The organism is Nitrospira sp. Nam74 (assembly GCF_965152615.1).
On sequence record NZ_OZ224220.1, the window covers coordinates 3,595,070 to 3,619,743 of the forward strand.

Consider the following 24,674-nt stretch of genomic DNA (forward strand, 5'->3'; position numbering starts at 1 on the left):
TTCCTTCCATTTCCTTAGGAAATAGTCTAGTCGGCGGGGAACGGGTCTTGAGGTCCTTTACGATATGTTCTCTTACAAGTATGGCAGCATTTTAGCGTAATTCGGTTCCGTTCTCATCGGCAAACTCCTCCCAGTTGCGGTGGTAGAAGTCCATCTGCTTGGTGAGTTCCACGACTGCCTCATTCACTGTAAAGCCAAACCCAGCCACGCCACGGATCGGATCTGGCCCCACTACCGCACCCCACTGATTTCCATCGAGATAAATCTTAATGACTACCTGATACGATTCTGCATACGCCTCCAGCATGGCCACCTCGCCTTAAATAGCGTTTCGTGCATCAAAACAGAGGCTCACGGAGTCGAGGGCCAGCCTCATCTGAGGCGCACGGTGATAAGCACCATGAGAAGGATCGAGGCCCACCAAGGAGCAGACGCAAAGAAGGCCGCTAGGGTCCAGGTGATACCCCATACAGCAACGAGAAATACTGCCAGCTTTAAGGCCCCATACACCATGAATTAGGCATTACCATGGCTGATAGGCACCTGCCTATAAGGAGGCCTTTGATGGTGGCGTAGGAGAGACCGGTATGGATGGAAGGAATGGGGAGTGACGATAACAGTATTAGGCTGTCGCCAACTGTCGAGACCCCTTCCACGCATTACCCCATGAGAGTAATGCGGCGTATTTCTCCTGGAGGAGAAACGACGGCTAACCGACAGGAGGGGACGGCTAGCCATCACGCCCGAGTAAGGCACTCACCCGAACGTCTCTCTCCACGTTATGAATCGTACCATGTCATAGGCCTCGGAGTCCTCATCTGGCACCCCGGCCTGTGGTTGAAGTCCCCGGGGGGCGTCACGGTTTCATAACAATGCTTCCGAGTTATACGCGCGTGATATCTTTCCGCGCCCCGCACTAGCGAACCGTCATCGAGCACCTACCCCTCTTGACAATTCCAGGAACGATTATTATTTCGAGGCAAGAGTGCCCTTTACGCGAGGAGGCAATGATGCTGTACCATGATGCCTTTCGGGAGCTGGAGCGTATGTCGGATCAGCTGAACCGACTGCTGACGAGGAGAACCGACTCACCAGGGACACAGAATGAGTCAATGGCTGTCGCCCAGTGGGTTCCGGCTATCGATGTAGTGGAACTGCATTCGGAATTTCAGGTTCAAGCCGAACTGCCGGGAGTCGAAAAGACAGATGTTAACGTATCTGTTGACGATGGCGTGCTGCTCATCGCGGGCCATCGAGAGCGGCAGAAAGAAGTCGAGGGTCAGCGGTATCATCGGACTGAACGACCCTACGGCCGATTCGCTCGTAGTCTTCGACTACCAGACTCCGTTGATGAGCGGAAGCTTGCCGCTGAATTCACCAATGGCGTGCTAACCGTTCACTTGCCGAAATCGGAGAGGGCAAGGCCTAAGTCAATCGACATTAAAGTCGCGTGACAGCCTCCTTGATTCCTTCAACGCCTAGGCAGACGGTAGGTTTTTAAGACGGAGGGACGAATGGGTACCCGGAAGGACTACTATGCCGTCTTAGGGGTTTCTAAAACCGAAGCGGAGCGTGGCATTCACGGCGCGTACCGTCGCTTAGCCAAGGAGTGCCATCCCGATCGGGCAGGCGATCAAGGAACAGAGAAGTTTCAGGAGATTCAGGAGGCGTATGAGGTTCTCTCCGACCCCGCGAGGCGCAGCCGCTATGATCAGGACACTACTCCAGTATGGCGAAGAGAGCGTCCGCCCGCCGAACCACTAGTCCGCCCGCGCCCAGCTAGTTTCAACGAGCCGGAGCCCCTCATTCCAAGCGAATCGGCAGTTGAATATCTCCATTCTCTATCGTCCCGTGCGAAGCATAGGGTTGATGTTCGGCTTGCATATAGCTCCTGTTTCAGCGGAGTTTTCCCTGAAGAGGCGCTCAGCCACCTGATAGCCCAGTATCTTTACCTGGCGCGCCGAGGATGGTTCTAAGCCACGCCTCTCGGCTGGCCTGGCATAGCGATCATTTCCCCCTACCTGTTCCGGTTCAGGATTGCTTTCTCCACGGTGGCATCGCAAGCCTCTATAAGCGTACCCAGCCAAACCTACACACCCTCGATTTGATAAGAATACTGGGCTTGCAAGCCGCGGGCTTACACAGGCGTTCGGGGGCTCTGCCAAGTCTGCGGCCACATGTGCTGGTTTGGAACCAAAGGCTCTTATGGCAGGCCTATGACGACAGATGGCACATGGCCCTCCCAATTTACCAGCGTGGTATGATTCAGCAGCCGTGGACGACATAGAGAAATATGGCGCGCTACTCGTTGGAGCTGGTCTGGTGGCCGCCTATGTTGTCTATGGCAGGGGACATTACAATCGGCGGACATGGGTCATTAAGAGTTCGGCGATCGGCTATGCCTACGCAGCTGGAATTGTCATTGGCACAACCATTCCTTGGAATACTTTCCAGCGGCAGGCGCGTTGGTCGGGCATCAATTGGGCTCCGTTTAGCTCAGGCTCACTCTACCCGATGGATATGCTTCACAATGTTTTGCTTTTCTTCCCCTTGGGCGTATTCCTGGAAATCGGATACAGCCGGAACCGCTTGGGACTGGTCTACGTGCTTTCTTTTTCCGCGCTGCTGGCATGTGGTTTGGAAACAGTGCAGCTATTCAACATAGCTCGTGTCCCGCAAATCGCGGACCCGATAATGAATATCGCCGGAGCGGCCATCGGTGCTCTGTCCTCGCTTGGCTTACGACGTCTGATGTCTGGGCTTAGGTAGAGTATCGGCTGGTGGAAGGGCCCAATTTCAAACCCTCCTTAGACGGGCCGACGAAAGACTTCTCATCGGGTTGGAAGCCGTTAAAGGGACAATTTCGCGGCCGAGGGGCTTCTCGCAATCAGGGCCGGGAATGCATTGAGCCCCTCGTCGCCTCTAAACCCGAAGCCTTTATATAGTTTCCCAAAAAGTCTGATCCCCTTTTATAAAGATGGTGTACCTCTTGGCACCCCAGGCTTCCCCTAGAAGACGCCAGGGGCAAAACAAGGGTGGCTGGGGCGTCACTAAGTTGTTATGTTGCTATCCTGACTGGAACCCCAGTAGGGCTGGGAGTCCTCATTTGACGGGGTGGGCTCCGAGCAATAGCCCCCGGGTACCCGGACGCCAAGAGCAGTGTTATTTGAGTGTTAGTTGTAGCAATAAAGCGCGGTCAAACGCGCTAGAGAGAAACAAACTGGAATAGAGCGCTCAGAGTATATTGAGCGCGAATGATAAGGGGATTACCCATGTCTCAACGACTTGAGTAATCCCCCTGATCCTGCTCCCAAAGCAGGCGCGCTACCGAGCTGCGCTACGCCCCGACGCAGAAGTTGCAAGGAGCTGCATTCTGCCCTACTGCCGGAGAATCCGCAAGTGTCATTAGCCTATTCGGTTGATGTACAGCCGATTTCAAAGCGGAATAGGGAGGGTATTGTGGCAGATCTTTATTGTAGCGTCGATGCAGTACTAGCTCTAATAACCGACCCGCTTCATCGCAGTTATTATATCTACATTAGCTATTAGCTCGAAATAGGTCCGTCGGATGCCTTGCCTCGAAGGTGCTGTACACCTTATACAAAAACCGTCTGTTGAGTAAGCACAACCCTTCGCGCGACCATTCAGCAAACCTATACTTCTCAGTCATAGGAACAATCCGACGACTCCCCCGTCTTTACGCTTTGCCTGCGGCGCTGCTTCCTGGGGTTGTTGTAGAGCCGGCCGTCGGATCTTCTTCCCTAAGCACTCCCCTTCTCCAAAATGCTTTCAGCTCATGACATGTGCCGAATTAGAGTCTATACAACGTTTTTGGATCTCCGATGTTTCGTGGAAATGGGGAACTTAATCGTAAACGCCGTTCCTTTTCCTTCCTCGCTCTCCACGCTGATGCCTCCTTCATATTTGGAGACGATTTTATAGGCAATGCTGAGCCCAAGTCCGGTCCCCTTGCCTGGATCCTTCGTCGTCATAAAAGGATCGAAGATTTTCCCCACGAGCGCAGGAGGGATCCCGGAACCGGTATCTCGAATATGGATCCTCATTGTCTCATCTTCCCATTCAGTCTCAAGCGTCAGTCGTCCTCGCCCTCCCATCGCATCCACGGCGTTGTTAATAATATTCACAAAGATCTGGTCGATCTCGGAACGCCGGGCCCGCAGCACTGGAAGAGGCCGAAACGTCGTGGTGACCATGATATGCCCGAATTGTGCGCTTCGCTGGACGAGCTTGAGGGCTTCACCGAGTCGCTCATTGATATCGAGATCGACTTCCTGGTCACGGGACGCCGGCCTCGCGTAACAGGCGAAGTCTTTGACGACCACCCCGACGTGCTCTGAGTACGTCACGATGTCACGCGCATATTCCTTCACTTTCTCAAGGTCGGATTCGTGCACGATGATTTCGGCCATGCTCATGATCCCTTGAATAGGGTTATTCACTTCATGCGCCATGCCGGAAACGAGGGTACCCAAACTCGCAAGCTTCTCGGCCTGAATGAGCTGATCCTGAAGCTGTTGGTGTTCAGTGGTATCCCACAGGACAAGCCCTACTGCCCCCCATTCCCGCTCAGGCTCTCCAACGACAAATGGGCGATACCGGTACGTCCGTTTGCGTATTTCGATGTCCCGTTCAGGTAACGGCTCAGTTTGGTATGCTGCGGTGCGGAGGTTCGCGACGACTTGATTCCAGTTCAACGCAGTATCAGAAAATACCTCACTAAGGTTACGGCCGATCAGCGACGCTCCTTCAGAGGAGAAATACCGCGAGGCAATAGGATTGGAATACATGATCCGTTCGTTACTCTCGACAATAAGAAGGGCACACGGCATAGAAACAAGGATGGCTTCCATCTTGGCATAGGCCTTATCCAAGGCAGCCTGGGCTCGCGTGCGTTCCGTGAACTGGCCAATCTGACTCCCAATTGCGCCCAGCATCTGGAGCAGATCGTCATCGGGTTGACGAATGTGATGGCTAAAACATTCCAACACACCGACGACATGGCCGTGCAGCTTGAGGGGAAAGGCGAGGGCACTGTGCAAGCCGAGTTCGATGGCAGAGGGCGCTCTGGGGAAATTGTCGTCATGTTGTACATCGGTCACCCAGAGCGGTTGGGCGCTGGCCCACACACGACCCGGCAATCCGATGCCGCGACGAAAGGCATGCTGCTGACTGAAAATTTCAAAGGGGGCCTGCATACCTTCAGCTGCGCGCCACAGATGAAGACAGCGCAAGAGCTCATCCGGCTCATCCACGCCCCAGAGCAACCCCATGTCCCAACTCAGGCTTTCACAGATAGTTTGCAGAATTTTGGGGGCCGCGTCGGCCAAGGTCGCCGATTCAGCGAGTACGCGGGTGACTTCATACTCCGCGGCCCGCCGCTGCTCGATGAGCCGGCGCGTGGTGATATCCCGAATGATGGCGCCGAAGAACCTCTGGTGGGCTGATGTCCACGTACTCACGGACACCTCCACTGGAAACTCACTCTCATCCCGACGGCGCCCATATATTTCTATCGGGGTGTCGAAGGCCTCGAACTGGTCCGCCCGATAATTCTCTAACCCGCGCACAAACCGCTCTTGATATCGAGACGGCAAAAGGACGGATACGGATTTACCCAGCATGTCCGCTTCGACATACCCGAACATCCGTTCAGCGCTCCTGTTCCAAGACACGATATGGCCGTCATCATCAGCCAGCACAATGGCATCGGACGACGATTGAAACACCGACCGGAACCGCTCTTGGCTCTCGTTTAAGGCAAATTCAACGGTCTGAGCCTTTAAAGCCATGGCACGGACCTCCATCGCACGCCTCACCAGCGCTTTGATTTCGACCGGGCGATAGGGTTTGGTGAGATATGCGAGGGCTCCTTTACTTAAAGGTCCAATCGTGTTGTGCTCGCTGCCATAGCCGGTCAGAATGATGACGGGAAGGGTGGCATCCACTTCCCGAATCGCCCGCAGCACGGCATGCCCGTCCAGGTCCGGCAGTCCGATATCTAACAGGACGACCCCGTAGAAGACCTGGCCGGCCTGGGCGATGCCCTCGGCTCCGGTGCCGACGGCATGGATGCCATAGCCTTCCGCCTCAAGCATATCGCTCAGTGCCTGCCGGATATCCGGATCGTCATCGACGATCAGGACACAGGGCGGCGCAGATCTAACCGGTAGAGATTGAGAGAACACGGCATGTACATTTCTCCCTGCTTGTGACTCCATGGCGCACCTGTCCACCCATTAGGTTGCAAACTGATCCTTCAGGATGACATGCTGGGCGACGGACTTGTTTATCACCTCGAGAAGTTGTTCCTTCCCCACGGGCTTCACGAGATAATCCACCACCCCTTGTTTCAACAGGGACACCGCCAAGCTGACGTCCGGATATCCGGTCAGGACGACAACTGGTACGCTGGGAAATTGCGTGCGAAAGTATTGAATCGCCTCCGTCCCGTTAATCTTCGGCATGCGGATGTCGCAAAGAATCGTGTCCACAAGGAGCGGGTTATCGCCCGAGCGTAAGAGATCAATCGCTTGCTCGCCATTCTCCGCCTCCACCACAGCATAATGCGCGGCCTGTAAGGATAGGCTAATCGGCTTCCGCACTTGCGACTCATCGTCCACTACCAAGATGCGCCCTTGATTCCCACTTTCTGCATGACTATGAAGTCCCATGATGTCCTCCGTCTGTGTTCCTGATCCATTTAACTTGCTCGAGCGACAAGCTCCCATATGACAAATGCGGTAAGCACTACCAGTACAAAAATCATCGGCATGGTTAACCTCCTGCTTGAAATTCTGCCCTGACACACCGATGAACAACTCCCATGCCAGGCATTATTGAGGCCAAATACCGTAATAACAGCACGGCAAGTGAGGACTTTACGAGGCGACCTTGCCCAGGAGTATTGATGCAGAGTATCGATAAGGATAACGAATCAATATCTAACAAGCCTGTTGCAGTAATTATGAATGCTTACGTTCTCGCAGAAGGTGAGGTGAAGCTCGCCATCATACCCATCAGTTAGGACGTTGGTCGTTACAAAGGCCTTGGCTGTATCTGTCTGTGACGTGTGAATTATCGAGACCGATACTTCTTGTGCTAAAAGCTCATCGCCAGTGCCGTCATGTCAGTGAACCGCCGCGGTCACGTTGGGCGACCACGTTGAAGGATACCGTATCGTCTAGTAACCGCTGTTATCCCCCGCATGAGGGGGTTCGCTTCTTGCTTCGTTATTGGCCGAGTTTCAGGATATAGTTCCCATTGTCTCTAACCAGGGAGGGTCTGTGTCCTTCTCAATCTTGTGGTCAGCAGTACTCATCAGCGTAGGTGTAGCGAGTTTGGCCGTAGAGAAAGCCGAGTGCCAGGCCCCTCGTTCGCCGACACCCGCTTCACTAGATGGCAGGATCCACGTTGAAACGGTGGCCGGTGGACTTGAACATCCATGGGCCCTCGCTTTTCTGCCGGATGGCCGCATGCTCGTCACCGAGCGCCCTGGTAGGATGCGAATAGTCGATAAACGTGGCGCGCTATCAAAGCCGCTCGGAGGCGTCCCAGCGGTGCTCGCCCGTGGTCAAGGCGGCCTTCTTGATGTGGAACTGGACCCCGGGTTTGCCGAGAATAGCTTACTTTATGTTTCGTATGCGGAGCCTGGCGACAACGACACAGCCGGGACTGCCGTGGCGCGTGGTCGATTGGCCGGCAACAGGCTTGAAGATGTGACGGTCATCTATCGACAGAACCCCAAGGTGAAGGGCGAGAATCACTTCGGGTCACGCCTAGTGTTTGCGCGCGATGGGACGTTGTTCGTCACCCAGGGTGACCGCTTCGCGTATCGCGACAAGGCACAAGATCTGTCATCGGGACTCGGCAAAATCGTTCGTCTTAATCCAGACGGGACCGTGCCCTCAGACAATCCCTTTTTTGGTCAAGCCGGCGCGCGACCCGAGATATGGTCATACGGCCATCGCAACATTCAGGCAGCAGCGGTTCATCCGGGGACGGAACAGCTCTGGACCGTTGAGCATGGTGCGCGTGGCGGCGATGAACTGAACCATCCCCAAGCAGCAAAGAATTATGGTTGGCCGGTGATCACATACGGCGTGGACTATAGCGGCGCGACGATTGGTGAAGGGACGGCAAAGCCTGGCATGGAGCAGCCAGTTTATTATTGGGACCCGGTGATTGCACCCTCCGGCATGGTTTTCTACACCGGTGATGCCTTTCCTGGCTGGAAGGGAAGTATTCTCGTCGGCTCGTTGAACCCTGGGCTCCTTGTTCGCGTGACTCTCGAGCAGGATCAAGTCGTGCACGAGGAACGCTATCTCGGGGACCTTCATGAGCGCATCCGTGAGGTGCAGCAGGGACCCGATGGGTTACTCTATGTCCTCACGGATAGCAGCAACGGACGGATACTTCGTTTGTCCTTGCCGCCGTGATGATTTAGGAGTCTGACGGGACTATCGGCCTTCTTGCGCCTATTGAAGGCAACAGCGTTGCCCCGCAATTCTTCCAAGGGCAGCAAAAGGTGGGGCTTCCGATCCAGCCGGCTGCTGACGCCTCAAGAGTGTCAGCCATCCTTCCACCGATCTTTCCTGCATCCCTCGACATCGCGACGCGCCTCTACCCGATACCTCCCGCGTGTCTCCCATCGTATGTATAAGGTTACGGCGCGTGCTGTTGATGGTGGACAGGATTGTCGGCACATCACCGACCGTGCTTCCCGCACCGCTTATCGTCGGACCGCCATCTTCGAATGAATGCGTTCCATAACGGATTGGTTCTTAAGGAGGAAAGAAATGGCACAGACGTTACAGAACAGAAAGATCGCGATCCTTGTCACCGATGGCTTCGAGCAGGTCGAGCTGTTCGAGCCTCGCAAGGCACTCCAGCAGGCGGGTGCCGAGGCGAATGTGGTCTCACCGGCCAAAGGGAAGGTGAAGGGCTGGAACTTTACGGATTGGGGTGAGGAAATTCCGGTTGATGTGCCTCTCGATCAGGCCAATGCCGAGCAGTACGATGCGCTTCTATTACCGGGAGGAGTGATGAACCCGGACAAACTTCGCATCATTCCCGAGGCTGTCGCGTTCGTCAAAGCCTTCTTCGACACACAAAAGCCCGTAGCCGTAATCTGCCACGGACCGTGGACACTGATCGATGCCGGTGTCGTGCATGGAAGACGGATGACATCTTACCCCTCACTCCGCACCGATCTGAAGAACGCCGGGGCCGACTGGGTGGATCAGGAGGTAGTCGTCGACCAGGGTCTGGTTTCGAGCCGGAAACCCGACGATATCCCCGCCTTTAATCAAAAGATGCTCGAGGAGTTCGCAAAAGCCGGCCAGCAGAAGAAAGCAGTCGCGTAGAGCCCGGAAGTGCTATGGCTGTAGAGCGGCGCGTCCAACGACGCGCCGCTTCCCTCCGAACAAACCGACCCTTGCCGTTAGGCTATTAGGTGCTTACTCAGGGATCACCGTCCTAGGCAACGCGACTCATGGCGCTGTCAACCTTCTACATCTAACCCTCTCATTGCCTGCTCACCCCTACTTCATCCGCTTGAACTTCGCCATGGTGTTGGAAGCCTGCATAGATCTTAAATAATGAGTAAAGCCGCTCGGGCCCCGCTTGGCTCACTACTCAGGGTGAGTCGTCACGTTAATCTTGAGTGGAAGCACGTCATCGAGTGCGGGCTTGTACGAATCAACTGCTGACCCTACAAGGCACCCGGTAGCGTAGTGACAACAAGATACCCCTGCTCCGGATACTCGGCCTTGAAGGCTTCTCATATATTCGAAAGGAAATTGAATAGAATGGGCATGAGAGCTGCCCACGATGATCACTTTGTTAGCCGGGACGAGTCATCGAACGCAGCTCTCGTCTTCCCAGGAACTACACCAGGAGGATCATGAAATACTTTATCAGCAACAAAGAAGACGAGACGGTCAGGAATCGGTATTACCGAAAAGTGCTCTTTACGGCGAAGCACAGCCAACTAGTCTTGATGAATTTGCCGCCGGGCGAGGAGATCGGGACGGAAGTTCACGAACTGGACTAATTTATTCGATTTGAATCCGGTACGGGGAAAGTCCTGCTCGATGGAAATGAATACGAAATCGGCGATGGGACGGCGATCGTCATTCCAGCAGGAACCAAACACAATGTGATGAACTCCTCCAAGGAAGAAGCGTTGAAGCTATACTCAATCTATAGTCCTCCAGAGCATAAAACCGGCACGCTTCATAGAATGAAGCAAGAAGCCGATGCGGACGCCGATCACCATTTCGACGGCCGCACCTCAATGTGACGTCCGAGCGTCGGGGCGGAATACATCTCCGGCGTTCGCGAGGAGTTATGCCGATATTGTCGGGACACTTCAATCGGGGTGTTCCCGTGTTCATTGCATGGCGGCGTCGCTCCAAGTGTCTTCTCGTGCCAGCTCCACAGTTCCTCTAAGTCCAATTAGTCACAGGGCAAACCATATGAAACAGGAATATTAGCGATGGCGCAAACGGTTCGAATCAACGTGTGGAGCGATTATGTCTGCCCGTTCTGTTATCTGGAGGAACCGGTGCTCGACCGCATTCGCGCAGAATACGGCCCGACCGTCGATCTTCAATGGCGTGCCTATGAGCTGAGACCTGTGCCCGTGCCCACGCTGGACCCTGCAGGCGAGTATCTGCGGACCGTGTGGAATCAGTCCGTCTACCCGATGGCGCGGCAGCGCGGCATGACGCTCCGGCTGCCTCCGCTACAGCCGCGCAGCCGCCGGGCCCTGGAGTTGGCCGAATTCGCGCGCGCGAAGGGCCGATTTGATGAAGTTCATCGTGGGCTGTTTAAAGCTTTTTTCGAAGAGGGCCAAGACATTCATAACCTGGAGACGCTCGTCGCCATTGGAACGGCGGGAGGATTGGACGGCAAGATGGTGCGAGCGGCGCTGGAGCAAGGACTCTACCGTGAGCGAGTCATTCAGGACGAACGGGAGGCTGCAGACCTCGGGATCACGGCGGTCCCGACGGTCATGATTGGCCAGGCCGATCGGCCGCTCGAAGATGCAGAAATCATTTCAGGAGCGCAGCCATATGAAGTCATTAAAGCGGCAGTCGAACGCGCGAAGCCGTAACAGGAAAGAGACTGACAGCACGTGGTTTCTTTCCGGGCCGGCGGTGGAATCCATGGGGATCGCAACGGCTCTACAACTCGTGGCGTAACGCTTGTCGGAGCACTCCAGCAGAGGAGCGTTTGGCGGTACTCGCATTGGTCAGAACAATGGCAAGATGTTCATGTTCGATAAAATACTCGTTGATGATTTTTGGGTGAGACCTGGCGTATCCTACTCGTATAAGAATTCCTGGCTGAGCCACTGATCTAAAGGTCTCATACCCATGGAACGCAACGTCGCGCCCCACCCAGACCTACTAATCAACCAATACCAGGCTCTTCTCGAGGTATCAGAGTCCATCGCGAGGCATCTGGATTTGGATGGGCTCTTGCATGATCTCGCACATCGGCTTCCACGTGTGGTCGACGTCAATTTCGTGGCCCTCTCCTTACACAATCCCGTACGGAACGTGATGCAGTTACACAACATTCAGGCCAATGTTCCGGCTGACCTCGTGGGTGGCCATGAAGAGCCGGTCGAAGAGACTCCAGCCGGACTAGTCTGGCAAACGCAACAACCGATCCTCGTGCCGGATATTGCGGAAGAGTCCCGCTGGGCAAAGGTGATCCCACGCATGCAAGAGGACGGCATTCACTCGTTCTGCATGGTTCCCCTCACGACGGCGCTGCGACGGCTGGGAGCCCTGGGATTCGCAAGCTTGAAGAAGGAGGCCTACGGTGAGGCGGACGTCGAATTCCTCCGGCAGATCGCAAAACAAATCGCGGTAGCAGTGGATAATGTTCTGCACCATCAAGACCTGATAGGCGATCGAGATCGGTTACGTCTGCTCTTGGAGGTGTCCGAATCCATAGCCGTACACCGTGACCTGAACGAACTATTTCATGATCTCGCTCAACGGCTCCCTCGCATCGTTCCATTCGATTTCATCAACGTCGTGTTGCATGATCCCACGCGAGAGGTCATGCGCCTGCACATCTTGGCAGCTCCGGAAGCCAGCACGATCAGCCCCGGGATGGAGACGCCCATTGATGAATCTCCAGGCGGCATGGTGTGGAAGACCCAGCAGCCTTTGACGGTTGACGACATCATAGGAGAAGTCCGTTTCCCAAAGTTGATGGCAATGATGCGTGAGAACGGCGTGCAATCGTTTTGTATGGTTCCCTTGACTACGGCGTTGCGACGTTTGGGGGCAATGGGATTCGGCAGCCTGCAGAAGAAATTGTATCAACAAGCCGAGCTCAACTTCATGCAACAAGTGGCAAAGCAGGTTGCCGTCGCCGTCGATAACGTTTTGCATGACGAGAGTGCCGGCGCTGCGCAGCAGCAGCTGGCCCATGAGCGGGATCGCCAGCAACTCTTGCTGGAAGTTAACAATGCCGTCGTTTCGAATTTAGAGTTGGACGAGGTGTTTACCGCGGTCAGTGCCTGCTTGCGCAAGGTCATCAAGCACGACGGTTCAAGCTTGGTCTTGTATGAGCCAGAGACCGGTCAGTACCGAGTCCATGTGCTGGACTTTACGAAGAACACCAGTGTGATTGAAGAAGGACAAGCGGATCCCCAGTGTAGGGGACCGGCCAGTATTGCGATCACCTCCAGGAAGCCGGCAGTCTTTTCGGAACAAGACCTCAAGACCTTGTCCCTGGATTCGAAAGTTTGTGCACACCTGCTTGATGAGGGGGTGAAATCTCTCTGTTCTGTCCCGCTTCTCTCCCATAGGGGCGCACGGGGCGCCTTGAATGTGGGCCGTCGCCGCGCGGATGCATTTGCTCAGGACGAGATCCATTTGCTGAGCCAGGTGGCACAACAAGTGGTCATTGCCGTGGACAATGCGCTGGCCTATCGTCAAATCGCGGAGTTGAAAGACAAGCTTGCTGAAGAAAAGCTCTATCTCGAAGAGGAGATCAAAACCGAGTACAACTTCGAAGAGATCGTCGGTGAAAGTTCTGCACTCAAACGCGTCCTCAAACAGCTTGAAATTGTGGCGCCGACCGATTCGACGGTGCTCATCCAAGGCGAAACCGGGACCGGCAAGGAACTGGTGGCCCGCGCCCTCCATAACCTAGGCGCGCGTCGGGAGCGAACGTTTGTCAAGCTGAACTGCGCCGCGATCCCCATGGGGTTGGTGGAAAGCGAGTTGTTCGGCCATGAGAAAGGCGCCTTTACCGGTGCCATCGCACAAAAAATCGGTCGGTTTGAATTGGCCAACGGAGGAACTCTCTTTCTCGATGAGATAGGCGACGTGCCCCTGGAACTGCAGTCGAAGCTGCTGCGCATTCTGCAAGAACAGGAATTCGAGCGATTGGGCAGTACGCGGACCATTCGCGTGGACGTGCGTCTGATCGCCGCTACAAATCGTGATCTGCGGCAGATGGTCGCTGACAAGCAGTTTCGTAGCGACCTGTATTACCGGCTCAATGTATTCCCGATCGACGTGCCGCCGTTGCGGGAGCGCGCCGAGGATATCCCCTCGCTGGTCCGGCACTTCGCTTCAAAGTATGCGCGGCGGATGAAGAAGGCGCTCGAGAGCATCCCGGCGGAGGCCATGGAAGCGTTGATCCGCTATGCATGGCCGGGCAATATCCGGGAACTGGAAAACTTCATTGAGCGAGCCGTCATCCTCTCTCCCGGGCCCACCTTGCAGGTTCCCCTTGCGGAATTGAAGCAGTCCGACCATGCGCCGCCAGCGGCGCAAAGCATGAGCCTCACCGCGGCCGAGGCAGCTCATATCCGGCGCGTGCTCAAGGAAACCAACGGCGTCATTGGAGGTCCTTCCGGAGCAGCCGCCCGTCTGGGAATGAAGCGCACGACCCTCCACGCCAAGATTAAAAAACTTGGCATTCTGCGCCCGGCATAAACCTCGGCCCCTTCGCGACCCAATCATGAATCGTCCGAAGTGATGTCCGCCGTTGGACGCGTGTCAATTAGTTGGCACGTTTTCATCGTCACCTCGCATGTCTGCCTAATACAGACGCGCCTGCATTCCTCGAACCTCTTTGTCCGTCAACAAGTTCCGCTGACTTGGCTCAATCTCGCCTGTTTGGAACAGCCCTTGCCATGCTCAACATTCCAAGGAGGCGCAAAGTGCTACGGATCACCACCGACATAACCGAGCGTGCGGCCATACTGATCCTCGAAGGACGGTTAGCCGGCGTCTGGGTCTCCGAGTTGCAACGCTCCTGGGATGCCGTCCGAACCATTCGACCAGGGCAGTCCATCTGCATCGACATGCGGGGACTGATGTTTGTCGATCCCGCCGGCAAACAGTTGCTGGCGGATATGTATGAATGTGGTGCAGACCTCGTGGCATCGGGATGCTTGATGAAAGGTGTCGTGCAGGACATTTACACGACCGGGATGAGGCGGACCATAGCATCAGGGGTCGAGCAATCAGAGGACAAAAGGAGAAAACCATGAATTCCTGGATGCTCCTCTTTGTGACGTATGTCGTGCCGGCAGTGGTCGGACTGCCTCTTCTGCTCCTTTGGGACCGGCTTTCACACCGACGGATATTGCGCTATGCCCGTCAACGAAGCCGGTCCAAACATGACCTTCGCAGTCGACTATGAGAGCCACCTCGAGCGGAAGAACGAGGCCTATGTGTCCCAATACCCTCTATGGTGGACAGTCGTGATAATCCTCACCGTTACGCTTGAGGGTCCCATCAACGGAGCCATCTCGCGAGCGCAGGATGCCGGTGATGCGGTCAAACGAAGGACGATGGAAGTCGGGGCCGTGACCGGGTTCTGGCAAGCGACGACGGCTCTGGGAGATGGTCCCTCAGCAGACCGCAGCGCCGTCTTTATTCTCCCACGCGTGGGGTTCATTGTGACTGACCCACTCGGGGCCGACTGGTGGCGGGGCAATGTCGAAGTGCTCGTGGAGCCGTTGTTCGCCAGGTTTACTCAACCTTTTGCGGCAGAGGCTGCCGGGGGGTCGCTCGTCGTGAAATATAACTTTCTGTCATTCGGGGGTTGGATGCCCTTCTGGGATGTCGGAGCCGGGATGATATGGACGAATCTGGCGCCTCGGATCCCGGAGCAGAGTACCCCGTTTGAGTTCGTGTTGGAAACAGGACCGGGTGTTCACTATTTCATGACGGACCTAGTCACGTTCACCATGGGAGTTCGCTTTCACCATATCTCGAATGGAGGCCTTGGGGATCGGAACACGGGAATCAATGCGGTTCTTCCCTATGTGGGGATCTCCGTGTTTCTCCCTCGCTGATAAACGGCAATCTGAACGCAGAAGGAGATCAGCATGGAATGTGATCGGTGCCGTGGCCTGATGGCAAGAGACCGTCTTTACGATTTCCTTGAGAACGACGGGCAGGTCTATGTGCGCGGATAGCATAGGTGTCGGGATGCGAGGCATGTGGCAATGTACCGACGGGGTCGACATGAACAGGCAGATAGTCAGTACAGCGGATCGTCGCTTTGTGAGGCGTGCGGTGGACCTCCAATACACAATGGTGATGTTATGAAACGCAAGACTTTTGCCAACAGTGTGTTGCAAACGAGAGGATGGATGATTGGAAGTGCGGCTGTGTTGTTGCTGCTCAGCGCTGGAGGACTGATGCTATTGGCACAACACGCGCGGGAACAGGGCAATGTGGTCATGGTACTCCTGGCTCTCCATCTCGCTTCCTGGTCCTATGTTCTGGGCATCGTCGGCTTGGTTCTCATACCAGTGTTGGAGTTCACGGCGTGGTTTCACGCGAAGCGAGCAGCTATGAGCCGATATTCCTCTATTGAGCTAAGACATCGAGACCTCGAAAAGCCCGAGATGGAAAGTCCTCCTCTTCACCTGGACAGGGATTCTGTTGTCCCGAGCCGATTGTCCCGGCACAGCGCCGACAGGAACAAGGCAAAGAGTTCAATCAAAGTCGCCTGAAGAACAATAGAATACACCGGCCAGGGATTGGCCGGTCATCAGAACATCAATCGACCTAGAAGAAGGAGTCAGTCATGCCATCAATCAATGGAAAAGTGGCAATTGTGACAGGAGCGTCCAGGGGCATCGGCCGCGCCATCGCTGAACGGTTGGCGCGGGACGGCGCGATGGTGATTGTGAACTATGGGACGAGCATAGACAAGGCCAAGGCGGTCGTGGCTGGAATCGAGTCACACGGCGGCCAAGCCGTGGCGATCCAGGCAGACATGAGTAAGGTATCTGACGTTCGTCGCCTGGTTCGAGAGACGATGCAGCGCTTTGGGCGACTCGACATCTTGGTGAACAATGCCGGGATGGCCCTATTTAAGCCGTTGGTCGAAACAACTGAACAAGAATTTGACCAGATCGTTGCCTTGAATGCCAAGGGCCCGTATTTCGCCATGCAAGAAGCAGCGAAAGTGATCGAGCCTGGGGGCCGCATCGTGAACATCTCGACCGATGGGACACATATGGGCTTCGCCAATGTGACGGCCTATGTTGGAACCAAAGGTGCCCTGGAGCAGTTCACGAAAGGATTGGCCCTTGAACTGGCACCCAAGGGTGTCACCGTCAACACCGTGTCGCCGGGATTTACGGACACAGTAATGATACCCGATGCATTTCGCGAGACGGGCGCCGAGATGTCCCCGCTCAAGCGGTTAGGAGCCCCGCAGGACATTGCCGACGTGGTGGCGTTCATGGTGAGCGATGAGGCTCGCTGGCTGACAGGGCAGAACATCCATGCCGGCGGTGGGGTCGTGATGTAAATACCGGGAAGCGAAAAGCCGGCGCTTGTTTCCGTATGGAGAAGTGGCTTAGTGCTGATCGCGTCGCGCAATTCCACGAGAGGCAGACATGAACGAAACCATTCATTTTCTGGCTGAGGGCATCCGGAGGTACGGGTCACGCCACCGCATCGTCTACCGCTTTTTCGACATTACGGCTTGGAAGAACAACGGGTCTGAAGCAGGACAAAATCACACGCACGGCTCTCGATACGTCACAATATGGAGACCAGCGATGCTTACATCAGAACACACTCAAAATAAGTCCCAGATACGTGCCCTCGTCTTCGTGGCACTGACGCTGTGGCTCGCGCTGGTATTTTCCCTCGGCGCGCGCGGAAGTTTTGTCAGAGCGCCGGGGGCATGGCCACTTCCAATCCTCATCGGCGTCACGGCACCGCTCCTTGTCTTCCTTGCCGCATTGCGGGTGTGGCATGGCTTCCGCAACTTCGTGTTGACCGTTGACCTTCGTCTGGTCACCGGGATTCAGGCGTGGAGATTCGCCGGACTGGGATTTCTAGCTCTCTACACGTACGGAGTGCTGCCGGGTCTCTTCGCGTGGCCGGCCGGACTCGGCGATATGGCCATCGGGATCACTGCGCCTTGGCTCGTGCTCGCACTCATTCGTGTGCCTGGTTTTGCAGCCAGCCGACTGTTCGCCGTTTGGAATCTACTCGGGGTCTTGGACCTTGTTCTGGCGGTGAGCATGGGAGCAACCGCGTCCGCGCTGGCGACTGATGCGGCAGGGGAGATCACCACTGCGCCGATGGCTCAATTGCCGCTCCTGCTGATTCCGGCATTTTTGGTCCCGCTCTTTGTCATGCTGCATCTGACCGCGCTTTTTCAGGCGCGACGACTAGCCATTGGAGAGCCAGGCACCCACACTTTACCAATTGCTGCATCCGACCGTGCGCCTGCGCAACAGGTGGGCTATAGCGCTAGGCCCCAGCGGAGTTAATCATCACGATTCCGTGAGGACCGATGAGACTTCTATCAATAAACGTGGGATTGCCGCGGGAGATCCAGTGGCGAGACGAGATCATACGCACGTCTATCTTCAAGGCGCCTGTAGCTGGACGGGTACGTGTGACGATGCCGAATGTGGAAGGCGATCGGCAGTCCGATCTTTCCGTCCATGGCGGAAGTGACAAGGCCGTGTATGCCTATCCATGGGAGCACTACGCCTTTTGGCGCACGGAACTTCCAGGCACAGAACTTCCCTTTGGCGTGTTCGGTGAGAACTTCACCACAGAAGGCTTACTCGAACGCAACGTCCACATTGGTGATCGCCTGCGCGCCGGTTCCGCTGAATTCATCGTCACTCAACCTCGAATGCCTTGTTTTAAGCTTGGCATTCGGTTTGGCCGAGGATATGGTCAAGCGCTTCCAGCGCAGCGGCCGGCACGGGTTCTATCTCGCGGTCCTTCGGGAGGGACACGTCGCGGCCGGTGACGTAATAGAATTCATCGCCCGGGACCCGCACGCGATCACGGTGGCGGATATTGCCCACCTGTTCATGGCAGATGGGGCGAACCAAGACCTCCTGCGCCGCGCAAGCGATCTTCCCGCACTTCCGGAAAGTTGGCGGGGGTACTTCCGCAAGCGACTCAGGGAACCTGACGCGTGATCGACGACGAGCAAAGGTCGGCTAATCCCTATCGCGACCGGGATAATGGGGAGCCGGCTGCCTTTATCTACGCCGACGTTGTCGTACAACTCTTGCACGCTGATTGCGCTGACTCTTCGTGCTGCCAGAGACCATCAATGTTGATATTGAAAGGAGAGACATCATGGCGACCAAGGCAACACCAATTCCTAAGGGGTATCACACCGTGACGCCGGTTCTGACGGTTCATGGGGCGGCCGACCTGATCGAGTTTCTCAAGCGAGCATTCAACGCACAGGAGATTTACCGCATGCCCGGTCCCGATGGCAAAGTCATGCACGCGGAGGTGAAAATCGGTGATTCGATGGTGATGTTGGGCGAAGCCACCGATCAGTGGAAGCCGACGCCGGCCACGATCGCGCTGTATGTCGAGGATGCGGATGCCTGGTATAAGCGGGCGGTCCAAGCCGGCGCGACCTCCGTCCGAGAACCGAGCGATCAGTTCTATGGCGACCGCAGTGGAGGGGTGAAAGATTCCGCCGGCAATCAGTGGTGGATTCACACGCACATAGAAGACGTCCCGCCGGAGGAGTTGCAGAAGCGTGCCGAGGCCTGGATGAAACAACAGCGTGGCTGAGCCGGCCCTTGTTCCAGTATCATGTAACTAAGCAGGCACGGACAGGAACTTCGGGACCCGTGCTGCTGTCGCCTGTCGAGCTAGTTGATCATAACGTTGATGCAGGATCTCGATGACCATCGAGCTTAACCACACCATCGTGCCGGCACATAACAAGGTCGCGTCGGCGAAGTTTTTCGCGAGGGTGTTTGGATTGCCGTTCGATGAAGGCGCGATCGGATACTTCGCGCCGGTACAGGTCAATAAGTCGCTTACTCTCGATTTTCACGACGACGTCGATCGTTTCGAAGTTCATCACTACGCGTTCAAAGTGAGCGAAGCGGAATTCGACGAAATCTTTGGCCGCATTCAGGCCGAAGGCATGTCCTATGGGGCGAAGCCCGATTCGCTGGACGATATGAAGATCTATCATCGTGGCGGCGGACGCGGTGTTTATTTCTGCGACCCCAACGGACATATCCTTGAACTGCTCACCGTGGGGTAAGGCGGTGTCGGATGAACATGGCGCTATCACTGCGGACGACCTGCGGGGTCAGGAAGTTTCAGGCTTCCCTATCCGATCAGCGATGACAAATAATTGTGTCTTGTATAGCGAATCACTGAAACGCGCGAGGTGACATTTGGCCAGGTCAAGATACCGCCGCATGCACGAAACGGTATAGTCGATTGAGCCATGGTGGAGAAGCCGTGTGCGGACCCATTCGAATGCCTCGTGGGAATGCCGTTGTGTTCCAAGGAGGCCTTGCAGTCGCCTGCGTTCGCTATAAGTACAGTGAGCCTGCAGATGCACTAACGGCAAAGTGACGAGACCTTGCCGAAGGTCCTGACCTAGCAACTTACCAAAGCTACGCGGCCCGATATAATCCAGAACATCATCCATGAACTGGTAGGCGATGCCAAGCCGCAGCCCAAAGCGGAACAGGGCGAGACAATCGGCAGGCGAAGCGCCCGCCAAGAGTCCTCCTGTTTTGCAAGTGGACGCCATTAACGCCCCCGTTTTGCGTGCCACGATACGGACATATGCCGTCTCGGTCGTGGGGCTACCACGCTGACCCGACAGTTGTCTGAGTTCGCCGATTGCCATGTTGCGGCAGGCATAGAGCACCGCTTCGGCCACTTCAGGATTTGCGAAACGAATGAGGCCCGCGACCGCCTGAAAATAAACATAATCGCCCATAAACACTGAGGCCCGATTTCCCCAAAGCTTTCGGGTTGTAGGCTGGTTTCGGCGAAGGTCCGCCTCATCAATCACGTCATCATGAAAAAGAGTCGCGGCGTGAATCGATTCAATCAAAGAGGCCAGGATGACATCATCCGTTCCTTGGTATCCGGCGATGCCCGCACTCAAAAGCAGCAACAAGGGACGAATCCGTTTTCCCCCATCTCGAAGGATGGAAGATCCGATCACTTGGATAGCAGGTGATTGCTCAGCGAACGACTGCGAAATTATCCTTTCTAGTGAACGAACCTTTGGCCCCCATTCTGTCTCTAGCGCATCCTCTAGTGGAGAACGATGGCTCTCAATCGCAATCGGCTCTGGGGTCATGGCCCTCTCCGTCGGAGTCATCAGGAGAAATGGCAAGGTCGATCGCAATGGACCGACACACGCCGAATGCTGCCATGCTACTGCTTAACAGCCATGAGAACCCGATGATTGAAGCCAGTTCTCGAGCAGGTGATCGCCGACAAAAAGCGATCGTGCCCTCGTGACGTGCACTCGGGACGGCCACGCCATCTTTTTGGCAAGCCGCCGCTACTTCCAAATTTCCCTTGACCGGTTTACAGAACGCCCAGCGGTCCGCCGCCCGCTCTCAGCCTCTGGTTTACTTTGCTTCATTCAAGTGCATCAGCGCTGCCTCAGCCGAACTGGCTCCTTCGTCCGCATGGCCAGCCTTTCCATGCTTCACCGCATCCTTTAATCCCTTCACCCCTTCCTGGACGTGGGGATTGCCCTTCATGTCCTTCTGCGCCGCCTCGGCATGCTGCAGCGCCACCTCAGCATGTTTGGTGAGCACGTCCGCATGACCTTGCTTACCGTGTTCAATCGCTTCCTGCGTATGCTCGACCGCTTCTGTAACATGTGCGTTGGTTCCGCTTGCCATCGCCATCGCAGCGGCCGTCACCGTCACGAGTCCGACGAGAATACCTGCTATCCCCTTCATCATGATCCTCCTTGGTTATGGTGAATTGGGTTTCCGACACCTCTTTCTATACGGATACGGCCGGACGCTGGATGCCTGTGACGCGCGACCCACTCATGGACATCACTCTCGTGGTCCTTTGCCGCGACGGCACCGACGCAGTCGACATATCGCATAGAGTCACCGATCAGTGGCGAGCTTCAACAGGTAGCCACGGATACGCAACAACCCACCGTACCACATGATATCGAAGGATGATGTTAGCTAGCTAACAGACCGGCCAGGACGTACCGGAAAGGTAGGGGCTTGTGAAGGATCTTGTCCATGAAACACAAAATTCAGACCGGCCGTCATCACCTTGCTGGTACACCACGGTACCCTTCTCAATATGATGGCCGGGACGATTCGTTAGGCTAGCACACAAGTCACCGCGAAAGAGCATCGAAAGGGCTTCGCAGTGTGTGCTCGACAAAACTGAACATAGCCTAGCCTTCTCGGCGTTGGACGGCGGCGCGGAGTCGTTCAAAGTGATCTGTCAGCTCCTGCTCGATACCATAGCGGATGACCCACTGCGGCGCCCATGTTTTCGGTTGAACAGCCATCTGAAGTTCCGCCCTGGTCTTACGTCCCTCTGCAAACGGCATCAGCCGCCACAGTCGCCAGAAATGGTTTAAGTCTCCACTGAGCAGTTCCGCCTCAATATGGTACGGCGGATCAATCCGCGTGCGAATGATGACATGCAAGGTTCCCGGCAGTAGCACCCGAGGCAGGTACATCTCCGTCACCACCCCGTCGGGCTCCTCGCGAATCGCGGCCATAGTCAGACCATTGCCAAAGAGACTCGGCCAGCCGGCATAATCCGTCAACACGGCAAACACAATTTCAGGTCTGGCCGATAGAACGAGGATCGCGTGGACATGGGCTACGTCCTGCGCATCAAACACGATGTCCACAGGATGTCTATCATCCGTCGCTGAAAGGACAGATCCGGCCGTCAACACGTTCACGAAGAGGACGTAGACGAGCAAGCGAAGTAATCGCTGCCGTAGGCCAGACATCATCGGACGTCGTGGCGGTGGACCCATGGCCTTCGCGTTCATGGATGACCGTATGTGGCAAGCAGGATCGGCTCTCCCAACAAGATTTACCGGACCTCGAGGCGACCCTCCTGACCTCGTTCACGATGGCTCTTCAAAAACAATAATTTTTTATCGCAATAGAATGGCACCGTGCCTTGCGTCGTGGGGGTGAACCGCACCGTCTTGCTTTCCCCGGCGCTCACCTCGACATGAACGTGGAGCCCTGAAGCGGGATCGGCAATGACAAATGTGTGGGGGATGAACGTGGCATCGTTGTGGAGAACCAGTTCGACTGGCTTGCCTGCTTGTACACTGAGTTCATTGGGACTATAAGAGTAGCTGTCCATCACAATCGTTGCACGTTGAACGCCTTGGTCATCCGGTTGGATGACGCTCGCGTCCGCATGCCCATGGCCCTCGCTCATCAGCGTGATCGACAACAGCAGGGCCGATGTCAGCGTCAGGATTCTCAGTCGTTGCATGACCATCTTGTCTCTATCACTGTACTCTTGGAGTGGCCCGACCGCAACAGTCGGACATCCCTCAATCTTCACGGTGCTTTTTGACTTGCTATGATCTCGGTGATTATTCCCACCCTCAATGAGGAGAAGGCGTTACCTGGGACGCTTGCCCATGTGCTGGCCCAGCCTGGCGACTATGACGTGGTCGTGGTAGATGGAGGAAGTACAGACCGCACGTGCGACATCGCTAACAATGAGCGACGCATTCGGCTCCTCCACGCGCCGAAGGGACGGGCCTCGCAGATGAATATGGGAGCCAAGGATGCGGCTGGCGAGTGGTTCCTGTTCCTCCACGCCGACACGCAACTCCCAACCGGTGCGCTGGCTCGGCTCAACGCCTTCGAATCTGATGTTTCGATTCAAGCCGGAGGATTCTTCCATCGGTTCTCGGGACACGACTGGCGCCTGCGCATGCTGTCGTCTTTGAATAATGTCAGATGTCGGTGGTCGAAAGTGATCTATGGGGATCAAGCGATGTTTGTCCGCCGTGCCCTATTTGAGCGGCTCGGGGGTTTTCCCGATCGGCCCTTCTTAGAGGATGTCCTGTTCTCCAGGAAACTCGTCAGGGTCGCCACACCGTTACTCCTCACCCCACCGGTTGTCACGGACTCTCGCAAGTTTGTGCAGATGGGAATTTGGCGAAGCGTCGCCCGCGCCTCCCTGATTCTGCTGGCGGTCGAACTCCGCCTTCCAATGGTCGCCCGTACTTTTTTTCGCGACATCCGTTAACGGGACGGAGCCATGATTCTCGGCACCTTGAACCCGCAAGTGCCCTCCCAGACCTGACCCTCATTCTCCACTCCGCCTCGCTCATCATTTCGCATCGCAGCATCGGTTCGTCATGCGGGACGGACGGCTGTACTTCGTGCTGCCTTCGATTGACTGCGGAATCGCGCCGGCGGGAGGCCGAACGCACGCTTGAACGCGCGATTGAAGGACGGCTCCGACTCATACCCGACTTCCGCAGCGATCTCTGCAACGCTGCGGCTCGTGGTTTTCAACATCTGGGCGCCGAGTTGAAGCCGCCAGCGTGTGAGGTAGGCCATCGGGGTCTCCGAAAGATAGCGCCGGAACCGCTCGGCCAGAACGGAACGCGAAATGCCGACCTCATTTGCCAGCGAGGCAATTGTCCACGGATGAGCCGGCTGTCGATGCAGCAGGGCCAAGGCTTTCCCGACTTCCAGATCGCGGATGCCGGCCAGCCAGCCGGTTTGTTCCACGGGGAGGAGCGCGATGTAGCGCCGCAACGTTTCGATGAACAAGACTTCGGACAACTTGGCGAGCACGGCCTCACCACCGGGCCCGAGCGCATCCGCATCACCGACCGAATACCGGATGGAGTTTTCGAGCCATTGGCCTGAGGCGTCGTTGCGGATATTGACTTTGAGAATGGGTGGCAGGCCGCCAAGAAAGATCCGGCTCAAGTACGGCTCACACGCCATGTAGCCGCAAATGAATTTACTGATCTCCCCGCCGCCCCCCTGGCGGGAGACCTTCAGCCCTGAAGATAAAATTCGTTGCAGCTCTTCGGCGTTGTCCACCGGCGTAACGGGCGAGCCGTTTCCCATGATGTGTGAATCGCCATGGGGAAAGATAACGATGTCCCCTGCGCTGAGCCGAAGAGGCCGGCCGTCTCCCTCGACATGGGCATAGCCACAGCCCTCAGTCAGCAAGTGATAGATGATCACGTGCCTGGGTTCTGGAAAAAGATAAGGAGCTACGATGCTGGAAGCGGGTGCCTGAAAACACCAGGGCGCTGAATACTCGGCGTTGTAAAACAGCGCCCCGTCCAGCTTGACGGCCTTCAAGACTTCGGACAACACATCCATACGGGCACCG

The 24,674-nt window shown here is 55.9% G+C and carries 25 protein-coding genes, 1 tRNA gene and 2 pseudogenes; 19 read left to right on the forward strand and 9 right to left on the reverse strand.

Annotated features, from left to right (window positions below; genetic code table 11):
• Positions 1-91: 91 nt before the first annotated feature.
• Positions 92-307 (reverse strand): hypothetical protein, encoded by a 216-nt coding sequence (locus tag ACWHYZ_RS16855; RefSeq protein WP_447983839.1) that lies wholly within the window; start codon positions 305-307, stop codon positions 92-94.
• Between the two features lie 700 nt (positions 308-1,007).
• Between ACWHYZ_RS16855 and ACWHYZ_RS16860 the strand changes: the two genes are divergently transcribed.
• From ACWHYZ_RS16860 to ACWHYZ_RS16870, 3 genes are all read left to right on the forward strand, one after another.
• Positions 1,008-1,454: an Hsp20/alpha crystallin family protein gene (locus ACWHYZ_RS16860; protein WP_447983840.1), complete on the forward strand. Its 447-nt coding sequence runs from the start codon at positions 1,008-1,010 to the stop codon at positions 1,452-1,454.
• Between the two features lie 60 nt (positions 1,455-1,514).
• The gene (locus tag ACWHYZ_RS16865) at positions 1,515-1,976 is read left to right on the forward strand and encodes a DnaJ domain-containing protein (RefSeq protein WP_447983841.1); all 462 of its coding nucleotides are present in this window, start codon (positions 1,515-1,517) and stop codon (positions 1,974-1,976) included.
• 250 nt (positions 1,977-2,226) lie between these two features.
• Positions 2,227-2,769, forward strand: a complete 543-nt coding sequence (locus ACWHYZ_RS16870) for a VanZ family protein (RefSeq protein ID WP_447983842.1) — start codon at positions 2,227-2,229, stop codon at positions 2,767-2,769.
• A gap of 480 nt (positions 2,770-3,249) precedes the next feature.
• Here the strand turns inward: ACWHYZ_RS16870 and ACWHYZ_RS16875 are convergent.
• The 3 genes from ACWHYZ_RS16875 to ACWHYZ_RS16885 form a co-directional block, all read right to left on the reverse strand.
• Positions 3,250-3,343, reverse strand: a tRNA-Pro gene (locus ACWHYZ_RS16875).
• 475 nt (positions 3,344-3,818) lie between these two features.
• The gene (locus tag ACWHYZ_RS16880) at positions 3,819-6,239 is read right to left on the reverse strand and encodes a PAS domain S-box protein (RefSeq protein ID WP_447983843.1); all 2,421 of its coding nucleotides are present in this window, start codon (positions 6,237-6,239) and stop codon (positions 3,819-3,821) included.
• A gap of 18 nt (positions 6,240-6,257) precedes the next feature.
• Positions 6,258-6,692 (reverse strand): response regulator, encoded by a 435-nt coding sequence (locus ACWHYZ_RS16885; protein WP_447983844.1) that lies wholly within the window; start codon positions 6,690-6,692, stop codon positions 6,258-6,260.
• 612 nt (positions 6,693-7,304) lie between these two features.
• Between ACWHYZ_RS16885 and ACWHYZ_RS16890 the strand changes: the two genes are divergently transcribed.
• The 15 genes and pseudogenes from ACWHYZ_RS16890 (at position 7,305) to ACWHYZ_RS16960 (ending at position 19,578) form a co-directional block, all read left to right on the forward strand.
• A complete protein-coding gene (locus tag ACWHYZ_RS16890) occupies positions 7,305-8,456 on the forward strand; it encodes a PQQ-dependent sugar dehydrogenase (protein ID WP_447983845.1) in 1,152 nt (383 codons plus the stop codon).
• 360 nt (positions 8,457-8,816) lie between these two features.
• Positions 8,817-9,383, forward strand: a complete 567-nt coding sequence (locus ACWHYZ_RS16895; protein WP_447983846.1) for a type 1 glutamine amidotransferase domain-containing protein — start codon at positions 8,817-8,819, stop codon at positions 9,381-9,383.
• Between the two features lie 539 nt (positions 9,384-9,922).
• A pseudogene (locus ACWHYZ_RS16900) lies at positions 9,923-10,321 on the forward strand (cupin domain-containing protein).
• A gap of 195 nt (positions 10,322-10,516) precedes the next feature.
• Positions 10,517-11,137, forward strand: a complete 621-nt coding sequence (locus tag ACWHYZ_RS16905; protein WP_447983847.1) for a DsbA family oxidoreductase — start codon at positions 10,517-10,519, stop codon at positions 11,135-11,137.
• A gap of 262 nt (positions 11,138-11,399) precedes the next feature.
• Complete coding sequence (locus ACWHYZ_RS16910) at positions 11,400-13,991, forward strand: sigma 54-interacting transcriptional regulator (protein ID WP_447983848.1); 2,592 nt, start codon at positions 11,400-11,402, stop codon at positions 13,989-13,991.
• Between the two features lie 227 nt (positions 13,992-14,218).
• Positions 14,219-14,551 (forward strand): hypothetical protein, encoded by a 333-nt coding sequence (locus ACWHYZ_RS16915; RefSeq protein ID WP_447983849.1) that lies wholly within the window; start codon positions 14,219-14,221, stop codon positions 14,549-14,551.
• Complete coding sequence (locus ACWHYZ_RS16920; RefSeq protein ID WP_447983850.1) at positions 14,548-14,703, forward strand: hypothetical protein; 156 nt, start codon at positions 14,548-14,550, stop codon at positions 14,701-14,703. The genes ACWHYZ_RS16915 and ACWHYZ_RS16920 overlap by 4 nt, the downstream gene beginning before the upstream one ends.
• Positions 14,681-15,361, forward strand: a complete 681-nt coding sequence (locus ACWHYZ_RS16925) for an acyloxyacyl hydrolase (protein ID WP_447983851.1) — start codon at positions 14,681-14,683, stop codon at positions 15,359-15,361. The genes ACWHYZ_RS16920 and ACWHYZ_RS16925 overlap by 23 nt, the downstream gene beginning before the upstream one ends.
• Positions 15,362-15,613: 252 nt before the next feature.
• Positions 15,614-16,027, forward strand: a complete 414-nt coding sequence (locus ACWHYZ_RS16930) for a hypothetical protein (RefSeq protein WP_447983852.1) — start codon at positions 15,614-15,616, stop codon at positions 16,025-16,027.
• A gap of 74 nt (positions 16,028-16,101) precedes the next feature.
• The gene (locus tag ACWHYZ_RS16935) at positions 16,102-16,833 is read left to right on the forward strand and encodes a glucose 1-dehydrogenase (protein ID WP_447983853.1); all 732 of its coding nucleotides are present in this window, start codon (positions 16,102-16,104) and stop codon (positions 16,831-16,833) included.
• A 253-nt stretch (positions 16,834-17,086) separates the two neighbouring features.
• A complete protein-coding gene (locus ACWHYZ_RS16940; protein ID WP_447983854.1) occupies positions 17,087-17,809 on the forward strand; it encodes a hypothetical protein in 723 nt (240 codons plus the stop codon).
• A gap of 134 nt (positions 17,810-17,943) precedes the next feature.
• Positions 17,944-18,253, forward strand: a pseudogene (locus tag ACWHYZ_RS16945) (MOSC domain-containing protein); the annotation flags it as partial.
• Between the two features lie 114 nt (positions 18,254-18,367).
• Positions 18,368-18,478: a 3-alpha domain-containing protein gene (locus ACWHYZ_RS16950; protein ID WP_447987603.1), complete on the forward strand. Its 111-nt coding sequence runs from the start codon at positions 18,368-18,370 to the stop codon at positions 18,476-18,478.
• Between the two features lie 163 nt (positions 18,479-18,641).
• On the forward strand, positions 18,642-19,094 hold the full coding sequence (locus tag ACWHYZ_RS16955; RefSeq protein WP_447983855.1) for a VOC family protein: 453 nt from the start codon (positions 18,642-18,644) through the stop codon (positions 19,092-19,094).
• Between the two features lie 112 nt (positions 19,095-19,206).
• Complete coding sequence (locus ACWHYZ_RS16960) at positions 19,207-19,578, forward strand: VOC family protein (RefSeq protein ID WP_447983856.1); 372 nt, start codon at positions 19,207-19,209, stop codon at positions 19,576-19,578.
• A 48-nt stretch (positions 19,579-19,626) separates the two neighbouring features.
• On the opposite strand, the gene ACWHYZ_RS16965 is transcribed toward ACWHYZ_RS16960, so the two are convergent.
• The 4 genes from ACWHYZ_RS16965 to ACWHYZ_RS16980 form a co-directional block, all read right to left on the reverse strand.
• Complete coding sequence (locus ACWHYZ_RS16965; protein WP_447983857.1) at positions 19,627-20,640, reverse strand: polyprenyl synthetase family protein; 1,014 nt, start codon at positions 20,638-20,640, stop codon at positions 19,627-19,629.
• Positions 20,641-20,917: 277 nt separating this feature from the next.
• Positions 20,918-21,259, reverse strand: coding sequence for a small metal-binding protein SmbP (gene smbP, locus ACWHYZ_RS16970; RefSeq protein ID WP_447983858.1), 342 nt, complete (start codon positions 21,257-21,259; stop codon positions 20,918-20,920).
• A gap of 461 nt (positions 21,260-21,720) precedes the next feature.
• Entirely contained in the window at positions 21,721-22,296 is a 576-nt protein-coding gene (locus tag ACWHYZ_RS16975) for an SRPBCC family protein (protein ID WP_447983859.1), read from the reverse strand.
• 83 nt (positions 22,297-22,379) lie between these two features.
• Positions 22,380-22,796, reverse strand: coding sequence for a cupredoxin domain-containing protein (locus ACWHYZ_RS16980; protein ID WP_447983860.1), 417 nt, complete (start codon positions 22,794-22,796; stop codon positions 22,380-22,382).
• 90 nt (positions 22,797-22,886) lie between these two features.
• On the opposite strand from ACWHYZ_RS16980, the gene ACWHYZ_RS16985 reads away from it, so the two are divergent.
• Positions 22,887-23,564 (forward strand): TIGR04283 family arsenosugar biosynthesis glycosyltransferase, encoded by a 678-nt coding sequence (locus tag ACWHYZ_RS16985; RefSeq protein ID WP_447983861.1) that lies wholly within the window; start codon positions 22,887-22,889, stop codon positions 23,562-23,564.
• A gap of 110 nt (positions 23,565-23,674) precedes the next feature.
• On the opposite strand, the gene ACWHYZ_RS16990 is transcribed toward ACWHYZ_RS16985, so the two are convergent.
• Positions 23,675-24,664, reverse strand: coding sequence for an AraC family transcriptional regulator (locus ACWHYZ_RS16990; protein WP_447983862.1), 990 nt, complete (start codon positions 24,662-24,664; stop codon positions 23,675-23,677).
• Positions 24,665-24,674 lie beyond the last annotated feature (10 nt).